Annotated in this window: 9 protein-coding genes; 5 read left to right on the forward strand and 4 right to left on the reverse strand. The window is 70.5% G+C overall.

Features of this window, described 5'->3' with window-relative positions:
• The first annotated feature begins 55 nt into the window (after positions 1-55).
• Positions 56-1036: a UDP-glucose 4-epimerase GalE gene (galE, locus tag IE263_RS41110; protein WP_189943217.1), complete on the forward strand. Its 981-nt coding sequence runs from the start codon at positions 56-58 to the stop codon at positions 1034-1036.
• Positions 1037-1072: 36 nt separating this feature from the next.
• Positions 1073-2011, forward strand: coding sequence for an ADP-ribosylglycohydrolase family protein (locus IE263_RS41115; protein WP_189943218.1), 939 nt, complete (start codon positions 1073-1075; stop codon positions 2009-2011).
• 51 nt (positions 2012-2062) lie between these two features.
• On the opposite strand, the gene IE263_RS41120 is transcribed toward IE263_RS41115, so the two are convergent.
• Together IE263_RS41120 and IE263_RS41125 are read right to left on the reverse strand one after the other, a co-directional pair.
• Positions 2063-2707, reverse strand: a complete 645-nt coding sequence (locus IE263_RS41120) for a LuxR C-terminal-related transcriptional regulator (protein ID WP_189943219.1) — start codon at positions 2705-2707, stop codon at positions 2063-2065.
• Between the two features lie 38 nt (positions 2708-2745).
• Positions 2746-3372 (reverse strand): TetR/AcrR family transcriptional regulator, encoded by a 627-nt coding sequence (locus tag IE263_RS41125; RefSeq protein WP_229911449.1) that lies wholly within the window; start codon positions 3370-3372, stop codon positions 2746-2748.
• A 325-nt stretch (positions 3373-3697) separates the two neighbouring features.
• On the opposite strand from IE263_RS41125, the gene IE263_RS41130 reads away from it, so the two are divergent.
• Positions 3698-4621, forward strand: coding sequence for an ABC transporter permease (locus IE263_RS41130; RefSeq protein ID WP_189943221.1), 924 nt, complete (start codon positions 3698-3700; stop codon positions 4619-4621).
• Positions 4614-5450 carry an ABC transporter ATP-binding protein gene (locus IE263_RS41135; RefSeq protein ID WP_189943222.1) on the forward strand — a complete coding sequence of 279 codons (837 nt, stop codon included), beginning with the start codon at positions 4614-4616 and terminating at the stop codon, positions 5448-5450. The genes IE263_RS41130 and IE263_RS41135 overlap by 8 nt, the downstream gene beginning before the upstream one ends.
• Before the next feature lie 77 nt (positions 5451-5527).
• Here the strand turns inward: IE263_RS41135 and IE263_RS41140 are convergent, their stop codons facing one another.
• On the reverse strand, positions 5528-10483 hold the full coding sequence (locus IE263_RS41140; protein ID WP_189943223.1) for an NAD-glutamate dehydrogenase: 4956 nt from the start codon (positions 10481-10483) through the stop codon (positions 5528-5530).
• A 582-nt stretch (positions 10484-11065) separates the two neighbouring features.
• Between IE263_RS41140 and IE263_RS41145 the strand changes: the two genes are divergently transcribed.
• Positions 11066-11632, forward strand: a complete 567-nt coding sequence (locus IE263_RS41145) for a DJ-1/PfpI family protein (RefSeq protein ID WP_189943224.1) — start codon at positions 11066-11068, stop codon at positions 11630-11632.
• Positions 11633-11683: 51 nt separating this feature from the next.
• Here the strand turns inward: IE263_RS41145 and IE263_RS41150 are convergent, their stop codons facing one another.
• Entirely contained in the window at positions 11684-12346 is a 663-nt protein-coding gene (locus tag IE263_RS41150; RefSeq protein WP_189943225.1) for an HAD family hydrolase, read from the reverse strand.
• Between the last annotated feature and the right edge of the window lie 42 nt (positions 12347-12388).

Genomic DNA, 12388 nt, shown 5'->3' on the forward strand with positions numbered 1-12388 from the left:
CCGTCACGGATGAAGCGCACGACCACGAGGCCGACCGACTAGGGGGAGGTCACGAGTGACCTGGTTGATCACAGGCGGCGCCGGCTACATCGGCACGCACGTCGTACGGGCGATGACCCAGGCGGGCGAGCGGGCGGTGGTCTACGACGACCTGTCGACAGGCATCGCCGCACGCGTACCGGCCGGCGTGCCGCTGGTGGAGGGCTCGACGCTGGACGGGGCACTGGTGGCCCGCACACTCGCCGAGCACGAGGTCACCGGCGTCGTCCATCTGGCGGCGAAGAAGCAGGTCGGTGAGTCGGTGAACCGGCCCCTGCACTACTACCGGCAGAACGTGGAGGGCCTGAGAGTCCTCCTCGACGCGGTCACCGAGGCCGAGGTCCCGTCGTTCGTCTTCTCCTCCTCGGCCGCCGTCTACGGCATGCCGGACGTCGACCTGGTCACGGAGGAGACCCCCTGTGCTCCCCTGTCCCCCTACGGCGAGACCAAGCTGGCCGGCGAGTGGCTGGTCCGCGCGACCGGCCGGGCCACGGGCCTGTCCACTGCCTCGCTGCGCTACTTCAACGTGGCCGGCGCGGCGAGCCCCGAGCTGGCGGACGTCGGCGTCTTCAACCTCGTCCCCATGGTCTTCGAACGCCTCACGGAGAACGCGCCGCCGCGCATCTTCGGCGACGACTACCCGACCCCGGACGGCACCTGCGTGCGCGACTACATCCACGTGGTCGACCTGGCCGAGGCCCACGTCGCCGCCGCCCGCGCCCTCCAGTCCTCCCCGGGCCACCACCTGACCCTCAACATCGGCCGCGGGGAGGGAGTCTCCGTCCGCGAGATGATCGACCTCGTCAACGCCGTCACCGGCTACGACCGCCCACCCACGGTCACCCCCCGCCGCCCCGGCGACCCGGCCCGCGTGGTCGCCTCCGCCGACCGCATCGCCACAGAGCTGGACTGGAAGGCCAAGTACGACGTCCAGGACATGATCACTTCGGCGTGGGAGGGGTGGGTACGGCTGCATCCGGAGGCGGCTCGGGTGTGAAGGGGCTCGGGTGCGAAGGAGTGGGAAGCTGACCCGGTGATCGATCTCGTGCGCGCCGTGGGTGCCGTCGTCGGCTCCGCCGTGGGGGACGCGCTGGGCGCACCCTTCGAGTTCGGGCCGGAGGGCGCCTTCTCCGCCCGTTTCCCGTCCACCGGGGACGGCGGTGAGATGTGTGGAGGCGGCGGCTGGGACCCGGGTGAGGCGACCGACGACACCCAGATGGCGGTGCTCGTCGGGGAGTCCCTGCTGGAGTGCGGCGGGCTGGAACCGGCGGACGTCTTCCGGCGGTTCCAGCGGTGGGCGGCCGCCGAGCCCAAGGACATCGGCCTGCAGACGGAGGCGGTCCTGAGCAGCGGCGACCCGTGGGACACGGCCGCCGCCCTGCACTTCCAGGTGAGCCAACGGGCGGCGGGCAACGGCGCGTTGATGCGGGCCACCACCTCCGGCGTGCACTTCGCCCGGCGGGGCCGCGCCGCCACCATGGACGCCGCCCGCCGCCTCGCCGCCCTCACCCACGGCGACCGCGCGGCCTGGGAGGGCACGGCGATCTTCCACGAGCTGCTGCGGACCGCCCTGGCGGGAGCCGACCCGCTGGCCGCACTTGCGGACACCCTGGCCGAGGTCCACCCCGACCACCGCGCCCGCTACGCGACCGTCCTCGCCCCCGACTGGCACCCCGACCTGGCCACCGAGTTCAACGGAGCCGTCTGGCCCTGCCTCGGCTCCGCCGTCTGGGCTCTGCGCACCACCGCCTCCTTCGAGGACGCCGTCCGCGCCGCCGTCGACCTCGGCGGCGACACGGACACCGTCGCCGCGGTCACGGGCGGCCTCGCCGGCGCGGTGTACGGCGCCGCGGCCGTCCCGGAACGGTGGACGCGGATCCTGCACGTCCCTTTGCCCGGCTTCGGCGAACGGGTGCTCCGGGTGCTCCGGGTGGAGGAGCTGAGCGAACTGGCGCGGCGGCTGAGCGACTAGGGGGTCCCTTCCGGGGCGGGCCTTACGGCCGTCCCGTCGCAGCTGGGCCGGCTACGCGTTGTTGAGGTACGCCAGTACCGCCAGCACCCTGCGGTGGCCGCTGTCGCTCGGGGGGAGGCCCAGTTTCAGGAAGACGTTGCCTATGTGTTTGCTGACCGACCGCTCGGTGATGACGAGGGTGTTCGCGATGGTGGTGTTGTCGCGGCCCTCGGCCATCAGCTTCAGTACCTCGCGCTCGCGCGGCGTGAGGGAGTCCAGGGGCGAGTCCTTGCGGCGGCTCATCAGCTCGGTGACGACCTCGGGATCGAGGGCGGTCCCCCCGGCGGCGACCCGCTCCAGCGCGTCGAGGAACTCGTCCACTCGGCCCACGCGGTCCTTCAGCAGGTAGCCGACACCGCTCGCTCCGCCACCGAGGAGTTCGGCGGCGTAGGACTCCTCGACGTACTGGGACAGCACCAGCACCGGCAGGCCCGGGATGCGTTCGCGGGCCTCCAGGGCGGCCCGCAGTCCCTCGTCCCGGAAGCCGGGAGGCATCCGGACGTCCAGCACGGCCACGTCCGGCCGGTGCTCCAGCAGTGCCGGCAGGATCTCGGGGCCGGAGCCGGCGACGGCCGCCACCTCGTGCCCGGCCGACGTCAGCAGCAGGACAAGGCCCTCTCTGAGCAGGGCGTTGTCCTCGGCCATCACGACTCTCATGCCACCTCGACCCCGGTCACGGCGTCCGAGCCCTCCGCTCACAGCGCCTTGATCGCCTCGGCGGTGGCCCGCGCCAGCGCGTCCAGGTATCCCTTGGGCAGCTTCGGACTGCGGATCACCACCGAACGCCAGTAAAGCGGACCCGAGATCAGATCGAGCGCCAGTTCGTCGTCCAGGTCCTCACTCACCTCGCCGCGCCGCGTCGCCGCCGCCACGATCTTCAGGGCGACACCCTCCTGCCCGTCGCGCAGCGCCTTCTGCATCGCCTCGGCGATCTCGGGATTGCGGGCCGCCTCGGCCTGGAGGTCGGGGATGATCTGCGAGGCCACCGGATGCCGCAGCGCCCGTGACGTCACCTCGTACAGCACCCGCAGGTCGCCCTCCAGACTCCCCGTCTCCGGTGCCGGCAGGCCCTGCACGGCGATCGCCGAGACAATGTCCAGGACCAGGTGCAGCTTGGAGCGCCAGCGCCGGTACACCGCGGTCTTGCCCACACCGGCGCGCCGGGCGATGCCCTCGATGGACATGCGCGCGTAGCCGACGGTCGCGAGCTCCTCGAACACGGCCGCCCGGATGGCTTCCGTCACATCCTCCCGGAGCACGGCCGCTCCCGCGGGGGTCCGGCGGCGCGGACGCGTCTGGTGCCCGTCGGCGTTCGTCGTCATGCGGAACAGCATAGGGCGTTACGACGATACGGGCCCGTCCCCACGCATAACGCCGCGACGGGTCCGTGTCGTCGCCGCGACGCAACGGTCTCGGCGCGACGACGAAACGGTCTCGCCCTCACGACGGAACGGTCTCGGCGCCGCAACGGAACCGCGCCGCCGTCACGACGAAACGGTTGCGTTCCGACGCCCACTCGGCCTACGCTCACGTTGCGACGATACGGTCCCGTCCCGACGTAAGAAGACGTCAAGAGAAACGTAAGGAAACGCCGGTCACCGGTGCCCGAAGCGCACCCACCCCCTCCCCCGAGTGAAAGCAGCGGATGTGAGCCAGGTCCTCCACACACCGCCCCGGACCCGGACGCGGGCCGAGGCCCCCCAAGACCTCGCGGCCCTCGCCGCCCGTCACGGCCTCTCGGTCAGCGGCGCCCGCCCGTCCCTGCCGCAGTACGTCCGCCAGCTGTGGGCACGCCGCCACTTCATCAGCGCGTTCGCCACCGCCAAGCTCACCGCCCAGTACAGCCAGGCGAAGCTGGGTCAGGTCTGGCAGGTGATGACCCCGCTGCTGAACGCGGCGGTGTACTACTTCATCTTCGGCGTGCTGCTGCAGACCAAGAAGGGCGTGCCGGACTACATCCCGTTCCTGGTCACGGGGGTGTTCGTCTGGACGTTCACACAGAGCTCGATCATGGCGGGCACGCGGGCCATCTCCGGCAACATCGGCCTGGTGCGGGCCCTGCACTTCCCGCGGGCCGCGCTGCCGATCTCGTTCTGTCTGCAGCAGCTGCAGCAGCTGCTGTTCTCGATGGCCGCCCTGGTGATCATCCTGCTCGTCGTCGGGGTGCCGCCCGCCGCCTCCTGGGTGCTCGCGGTCCCGGCCCTGCTGCTGCAGTTCGTCTTCAACGCGGGCGTGTCGATGATCCTGGCCCGGCTCGGGGCGAAAACCCCGGACATCGCCCAGCTGATGCCGTTCTTCCTGCGCACGTGGATGTACGTGTCGGGCGTGATGTGGAGCATCGACAACCTGCTCAGCAAGCACCAGGACCTGCCGGTCTGGGCCGACGACGTGCTGCGGGCCAACCCGGCCGCCGTCTACATCGACCTGATGCGCTTCGCGCTGATCGACAGCTTCCACGCGAGCCAGCTGCCCCCGCACGTGTGGGCGTGGGCGACCGGCTGGGCCCTCCTCGCGGGCGTGGGCGGTTTCATCTACTTCTGGAAGGCTGAGGAGACGTACGGCCGTGGCTGACAACGCGAAGCTCACCGAACCCACCGACGAGCCCGACCCCACCGTCGTCGTGGACGGCGTCGACATCGTCTACCGCGTCAACGGCACCAGCGGCGGCCGGGGTTCCGCGACCGCCGCCCTCAACCGCATCCTGCGCCGCAAACAGGCCGACAAGGCGGCGGGCGTGCGCACGGTGCACGCGGTCAAGAACGTCTCCTTCGTCGCGTACAAGGGCGAGGCGATCGGTCTGATCGGCACCAACGGCTCCGGCAAGTCGACGCTGCTCAAGGCGGTCGCGGGCCTGCTGCCGGTGGAGCGCGGCAAGATCTACACCGACGGCCAGCCCTCCCTCCTCGGCGTCAACGCGGCCCTGATGGGCGACCTGACCGGAGAGCGCAACGTCTACCTCGGCGGCCTCGCGATGGGCATGTCCCGGGAGCAGATCAAGGAGCGCTACCAGGAGATCGTCGACTTCTCCGGCATCAACGAGAAGGGCGACTTCATCTCCCTGCCGATGCGCACGTACTCCTCCGGCATGGGTTCCCGCCTGCGCTTCTCCATCGCGGCCGCCAAGGACCACGACGTCCTGCTCATCGACGAGGCGCTGTCCACCGGTGACGCGCGGTTCCAGGCGCGTTCCGCGGAGCGCATCCAGGAGATGCGGGCGCACGCCGGCACGGTCTTCCTGGTCAGCCACAGCAACGCCGCGATCCGCGACACCTGCGACCGGGTGCTGTGGCTGGAGCGCGGCGAGCTGCGCATGGACGGCCCGACGGAGGAGGTCATGCAGGCCTACGAGGCGTTCACCGGCGGGGCGAAGAAGAAGCCCGCCCCCAAGCCTGCCGCCTAGCCGGTCGGCCGCGCGGCCGGGCAGACACAAGGGTGCCCCCCGAACCATCGGGGGGCACCCTCTCAATGCATACAAGCTTACGAATGCGTCCGCAGCAGCGTTCGCATCGTCCGCATCGCCACCGACAGGTTGGCCAGGTCGAACGTCTCCGACCCCTGGATCTCCTCCAGCGTGGTCCGTGCACGGCCCAGGATCGCCGCGTTCTTCTGCTCCCAGGCCTTGAAGCGCTGCTCGGGCGTCGAGGTGCCGTTGCCGACGGCCAGGACGTCCGCGGTCAGCGCCGCGTGGGCCGCGTACAGGTCCTCACGGATGGAGGCACGGGCCATGGACTGCCAGCGGTCGGCGCGCGGCAGCTCGATGATGCGGTCCATGAGCTTTGTGATGTGCAGCCGGTCGGCGAGGTCGTAGTACACCTCGGCGACGTCCAGCGGGTCCTTGCCCGTACGGTCGGCCACCGACACGATGTCGAGCGCCGGGAAGACGGACGAGAACCCGGCCACCCGCGTGGCGAGCTCGTCGGGCACGCCGGCGCCCGTCAGCTCGTCGTAGATCTTCTGCCACCACTCCAGGTCGGCGCCGCGCAGCAGCTTCGTCAGCTGCGACCAGACCTGCTCGACACGGTCGGCGAAGAAGTCGACCGTCTCGGCGAGCTCGAGCGGCTGCGGCCGGTTGTTGAGCAGCCAGCGCGTGCCGCGCTCGACCAGGCGGCGCGAGTGCAGGCGGATACGGGTCTGCACGTCGGCCTCGACCTGGTTGTCGAGGGCCTCGACCCCGTCCCACACGGGCGCCGAGCAGAAGATCGCCCGGGCCGCGGTCTGCGCCCGCACGATCTCCTCGAGCGAGGCGCCGGTCTCCTCCCGCAGCCGGTGCAGATAGGTCGTACCGCCGGTGTTGACCGTGTCGTTGACGAGGACGGTCATGGTGATCTCGCGACGCAGCGGGTGGTGCTCGATCTGCTCGGCGAACTGCTCACGCAGGGCGGTCGGGAAGTACGCGTACAGCAGACCGCGCAGGTAGGGGTCGTCGGGCAGCGAGGTCTGCAGCAGTTCGTCCGACACCGTGATCTTCGTGTACGCCAGCAGCACGGCCGTCTCCGGGCCGGTCAGGCCGTGACCGGCGCCGAGGCGCTCACGGATCTGCCGGTCGGTGGGCAGGAACTCCAGCGCCCGGTCGAGGTGGCCTTCGCGCACCAGGTGGCGGATGAAGCGCTGCTGGGCGTGGAGCATGTCCTTGGACTGGGCGAGGGCGTTGGCGATGGCCGTGTTCTGCGCGTAGTTGTTGCGCAGGACGAGCCGGCCGACCTCGTCGGTCATCTCGGCGAGCAGCTTGTTGCGCTGCTTGACCGTCATGTCGCCCTCGGAGACCAGGCCGTTGAGCAGGATCTTGATGTTCACCTCGTGGTCGGAGGTGTCGACGCCCGCGCTGTTGTCGATGGCGTCCGTGTTGATCCTGCCGCCGCCCCGGGCGAACTCGATGCGGCCGAGCTGGGTCAGGCCCAGGTTGCCGCCCTCGCCGACGACCTTGACGCGCAGGTCGGCGCCGTCGACGCGGATGGCGTCGTTCGCCTTGTCGCCGACGTCGGCGTGCGACTCCGTGCTCGACTTGACGTACGTGCCGATGCCGCCGTTCCACAGCAGGTCCACCGGCGCCCTGAGGATGGCCTTCATCAGGTCGGCCGGGGTCAGCTTGGTGACGCCCGCCTCGATGCCCAGGGCCTCCCGGATGTGGCTGCCGACCGGGATCGCCTTCGCCGTGCGGGGGAAGACACCGCCGCCGGCGGACAGCAGTTCGGTGTTGTAGTCGGCCCAGCTGGAGCGGGGCAGCTCGAACAGGCGGCGGCGCTCGGCGTACGAGGTCGCCGCGTCGGGGTGCGGGTCGATGAAGATGTGCCGGTGGTCGAAGGCGGCGACCAGGCGGATGTGCTCGCTGAGCAGCATGCCGTTGCCGAACACGTCACCGGACATGTCGCCGATGCCGACGACCGTGAAGTCCTCGGCTTGCGTGTTCACGCCCAGCTCCCGGAAGTGCCGCTTCACGGACTCCCAGGCGCCGCGGGCGGTGATGCCCATGCCCTTGTGGTCGTAGCCCGCGGAGCCGCCGGAGGCGAAGGCGTCCCCGAGCCAGAAGTCGTACGACTGCGCGACCGCGTTGGCGATGTCGGAGAACGTCGCCGTGCCCTTGTCGGCGGCGACCACCAGGTAGGTGTCGTCCTCGTCGTGCCGGACGACGTCGGCCGGCGGCACGACCTCCCCGGCGACCATGTTGTCGGTGATGTCGAGCAGCGCGGAGATGAAGGTCTTGTAGCTGGCGACGCCCTCGGCCATCCACGCGTCGCGGTCCGCGGCCGGGTCGGGCAGTTGCTTGGCGACGAAGCCGCCCTTGGCGCCGACCGGCACGATGACGGTGTTCTTCACCATCTGTGCCTTGACCAGGCCGAGGATCTCGGTGCGGAAGTCCTCACGCCGGTCGGACCAGCGCAGACCCCCGCGCGCGACCTTCCCGAACCTGAGGTGCACGCCCTCGACCCGCGGCGAGTACACCCAGATCTCGAAGGCGGGGCGGGGCGCCGGCAGGTCGGGGATGGCCTGCGGGTCGAACTTCATGGACACGTAGTCGTGCGGCGTGCCCGCGGCGGTCCGCTGGAAGAAGTTGGTGCGCAGGGTCGCCTTGATGACGGTGAGGAAGGACCGCAGGATCCGGTCCTCGTCGAGGGAGGCCACCTGGTCGAGGGCGGCGTCCAGCTCCTCCAGGAGCGCGTCGACGATCTCGAGTCCGGCGCGCTGCCGCTCCGGCGACATCCGCGCCTCGAACAGCGACACCAGCAGCCGGGTGGTGTGGACGTTCGTGCGGAGGGTGTCCTCCATGTAGTCCTGGCTGAAGGTGGAACCGGCCTGCCGCAGGTACTTGGCGTACGCGCGCAGCACCATCGCCTGCCGCCAGGTCAGCCCGGCGCCCAGCACGAGGGCGTTGAAGCCGTCGTTCTCCGCCTTGCCGGTCCAGGTGGCGGCGAACGCCTCCTGGAACCGCTCGCGCCCGTCGTCACCGAGGTAGTCGCCGTTGGCGCCGCCCGCCGAGCGGGGCAGGCGCAGACCGAAGTCGTAGATCCAGGAGACGCTGCGGTCGGCGGCGCGCAGCTCGTACGGCCGTTCGTCGATGACCTCGACGCCGAGGCGGTTGAGGACCGGCAGCACGGCCGACAGGGAGATCGCGTCGCCCCTGCGGTAGATCTTGAAGCGGCGCTCACCGGGGCCGGCGCCCACCGGTTCGTACAGGCTGAGGGCGAAGTTCTGCTCCTCGGTGAGCCGTTCGAGGTGGACGAGGTCGGCGACCGCGGCACGCGCGGTGTGGTCGGCCTTGTAGCCCTCGGGGAAGGCGTTGTTGTAGCGGCGCAGCAGCTCCGCGGCCCGCTCCTCGCCCAGTTCGGCGTTGAGCGCCTCGGCGAACGCGTCGGCCCAGGACCGGGCGGCCTCGACCAGCCGGGCCTCGATGCGCTCCTTGTCGCTGTCGGACAGCTCGGGCAGTTCGGTGCCCTGCGGGACGCGGACGACGAAGTGCAGGCGGGAGAGGATCGACTCGGTGTTCCAGGCGGTGAAGTCGACGCTGATGCCGCCCAGTTCCTCCTTGAGGATGTCGATGATGCGCAGCCGGACGCCGGTGGTGTAGCGGTCGCGGGGCAGGTAGACGAGGGCGGAGTAGTAGCGGCCGTACTCGTCCTGCCGCAGGTAGAGGCGGAGCCGCCTGCGCTCCTGCAGGTAGAGAACGGACGTGACGATGGACCGGAGTTCGTCCACCGGCGTCTGGAACAGCTCGTCGCGCGGGTAGGTCTCCATGATCTGGAGCAGGTCGCGCCCGTCGTGGCTGTTGGGCGAGAAGCCGGCGCCCCTCAGGACGGCCTCGACCTTGCGCCGGACGACCGGGACCCGCATGACGGACTCGGTGTAGGCGGCGGAGGAGAACAGGCCGAGGAAGCGCCGCTCACCGACGACGTTGCCCTCGGCGTCGAACTTCTTGACGCCGACGTAGTCGAGGTAGGAGGGCCGGTGCACGGTGGCCCGGCTGTTGGCCTTGGTCAGGACGAGCAGCTTGTGCTCACGTGCCTTGGCGCGGGCGTCGGCCGGGAGCCGTTCGAAGGAGGGGCTGACGGGGTGGCTGTCGCCGCCGGCGTGATGCGGGTCGGAGCGCAGGATGCCGAGGCCGGTGCCGGGGACGGCGGCGAGGGAGTCGTCCTCCCGCAGCTCGTACTCCCGGTAGCCGAGGAAGGTGAAATGGTCGGCGGCGAGCCAGCGCAGCAGCTCACGGGCCTCCTCGACCTCGGGCGAGGGCAGGTCGGCGGGGACGGGCTCCTCTCCGAGCCGGTCGGCGATCCGCACGGACGCGTCCCGCATCTTCTCCCAGTCCTCGACGGCCTCCCGGACGTCGGACAGGACACGCAGCAGGTCGGAGGTGATCTGCTTCAGGTCGGCGCGGTCGGTCTCGCGGTCCATCTCGACGTGGATCCAGGACTCGACGTGCGCGTCGTGCGGAAGATCCCGGGAGGCGGGCGGGACGGCGAGCACCTCGATGAGCTTGCCGGTGACATCGCGGCGGACGACGATCTGCGGGTGGATGACGAGGTGGATGCCCCGCCCCTGCCGGGTCAGCTCGTTCGTCACGGAGTCGACGAGGAAGGGCATGTCGTCGGTGACGACCTCGACGACGGAGTGGCTGCAGGTCCAGCCGTTCTCCTCGACGGTCGGGGTGTGGACGCGTACGTTCGCGGTGCCCTGCGGCCGGTTCTCGGCCAGCCGGTAGTGGGAGAAGGCGGCTCCGAAGACGTCGACCGGGTCGCGGTCGGTGAGGTCCTCCGGGGCGGTGTGCAGGTAGTAGCGCTGGAGGAACGAGAGCACGGAGTCGTGGTCGGGGATGCCCGGGGTCCCCGGACCGCCCTCGCCCGTCGTCCCGGTCGGTAGGTGCCCCCCGACCGGGCTGTTCTCAGCGACCCGGGCCGCCCTCTCGAGCAACTCGGCCTTGGCTTCGTCCAGCTTGGTCTGCATTGTCCTCTGACTCCTGTCGCGCGCCGTTGCGTGACGTAGAAGGAAGTACGGTCTCTTCCCCTGCGGCTCGACGCCACGGCCCGGGATCTCCGGTCTGTTCCGACGCTATGCCGCAAGGTGAGATGAGCGGGGGGTTATCAGCCATTCTCGACGCTCCCCGGCGGTGTGACGCTGCTCTCTGCGTCGCCTGCTCCCAGGGGGTGTACGGCGTCCTGGGGGCCCTTGCGACCCCGCCCCGCCCGCGAGGACCAGCGACTGCCGCCCGGCCACGGATGTCGTCCGAGGTCACCGGGCGCAGGGCAGGGGCAACAGCACCCCCGCGAGATATCGCGCTGATCACGCCACCAAGGCTATCGCTCCCCACGGGGGGCCCGTCATGAGCCGTATGTGTACAAAACCGGGGGTGGAAGTTTGACGTTCTGCACAGGGGCGGGAGCGGGGGCGCTGTGTGAAGGGACCCTTTCGAAAAGTCGCCGCGAGCCCCGCCCCGGAGGCACCCTGAAAGCACCGCACCTCTTGGCAAGGCCGCCCCCAAGAGGCACGTTGCCATGAAGAGCGCCCGCCCGAGAGGAGCCGCCCGACATGACCGCGAAAATCCTCATCGTCACCGGCGACGCAGCGGAGTCCCTGGAGGTCCTCTACCCCTATCAGCGCCTCCGCGAGGAGGGCTACGACGTCCACATCGCGGCCCCCACCCGTAAACAGCTCCGGTTCGTCGTCCACGACTTCGAGCCCGGCTTCGACACCTACACCGAGAAACCCGGCTACACCTGGCCCGCCGACCTCGCCTTCTCCGAGGTCGACCCCGGCGAGTACGCCGCCGTGGTCATCCCCGGCGGCCGCGCCCCCGAGTACCTTCGCAACGACCCCGAACTGCGCAAGATCCTCAAGTCGTTCTTCGACGCGGACAAGCCGGTCGCGCAGATCTGCCACGGCCCCCTCCTCACCGCCGCGACCGACAGCCTCCGCGGCCGCCGCGTCACGGCGTACCCGGCGCTGGAGCTGGACATGCAGACCGCCGGCGCCACCTTCCAGGACAGCGAGGCGGTCGTCGACGGCACCCTGGTCTCCTCCCGCGCCTGGCCGGACCACCCGGCCTGGATGCGTGAGTTCCTCACGGTCCTGCGCGCGAAGGCACCGGCGACCTGACCCACCCCGCAACCACTGTCGGTGCGGCGCCTCCAGGGGCGCCGCACCCTTTCACGCGGCTGCCCACTCCGCCACCTCGACGGCCTCCTCCAGCGTGTCCACCACCGGCACCCCCACCTCCTCGAGGCTGGCCCGGCTGTGCGAACCGCCGGTGTACAGCACCGCCCGCGCCCCCACGTGCAGCGCCGCGACCGCGTCGTCGGCGGCGTCCCCGATCACCACCGTGCGCTCCGCGTCGACCTCGGCCAGCTCCCGGAGGTGGCGCACCATGTGCTCCGCCTTGCTCCCCCCGGACGGCCCGGTCCGCCCGTCGACCCGTACGAAGTGCGGCTCGATCCCGAAGCCGCGCACCAGCGGGACCAGCTCCTCGTGCACGTACATGCTCAGCAGGGACTGACTGCGTCCCGCCGACCGCCACCCGGCGAGCAGCTCGGCCGCCCCTTCGGTGAGCCCGCACCGCACCCGGTGCTCGGCGTAGTACCGGTGGAAGACCTCGTCCATGATCTCCCACTCGGCGTCCGTGGGCAGTCTGCCCATCAGCCGCTCGTAGAACTTCGGCACCGGCACGCAGTACAGCGCCCGATACCGCTCCAAGGTGATCGGCTCCAGCCCCAACTCGGCGAACGCCGCGTTCGTCGCCCCGATGATCGCGTCGTTGTCGTGGAACAGCGTCCCGTTCCAGTCCCAGACGATGTGCGCCGCTGACTTCCCCATGCCCGCAAACGTACCCGCCGCCACTGACAATCAAGAGAACGC

This window comes from Streptomyces aurantiogriseus (genome assembly GCF_014649375.1).
Lineage (GTDB): Bacteria > Actinomycetota > Actinomycetes > Streptomycetales > Streptomycetaceae > Streptomyces > Streptomyces aurantiogriseus.

What these genes read in the sequence shown, in the direction of transcription:
- IE263_RS41120 (WP_189943219.1), bottom strand. Translation starts at nt 2,707, where the DNA reads ATGAGAGTCGTGATGGCCGAGGACAACGCCCTGCTCAGAGAGGGCCTT.
- IE263_RS41125 (WP_229911449.1), bottom strand. Translation starts at nt 3,372, where the DNA reads ATGACGACGAACGCCGACGGGCACCAGACGCGTCCGCGCCGCCGGACC.
- IE263_RS41140 (WP_189943223.1), bottom strand. Translation starts at nt 10,483, where the DNA reads ATGCAGACCAAGCTGGACGAAGCCAAGGCCGAGTTGCTCGAGAGGGCG.
- IE263_RS41145 (WP_189943224.1), top strand. Translation starts at nt 11,066, where the DNA reads ATGACCGCGAAAATCCTCATCGTCACCGGCGACGCAGCGGAGTCCCTG.
- IE263_RS41150 (WP_189943225.1), bottom strand. Translation starts at nt 12,346, where the DNA reads ATGGGGAAGTCAGCGGCGCACATCGTCTGGGACTGGAACGGGACGCTG.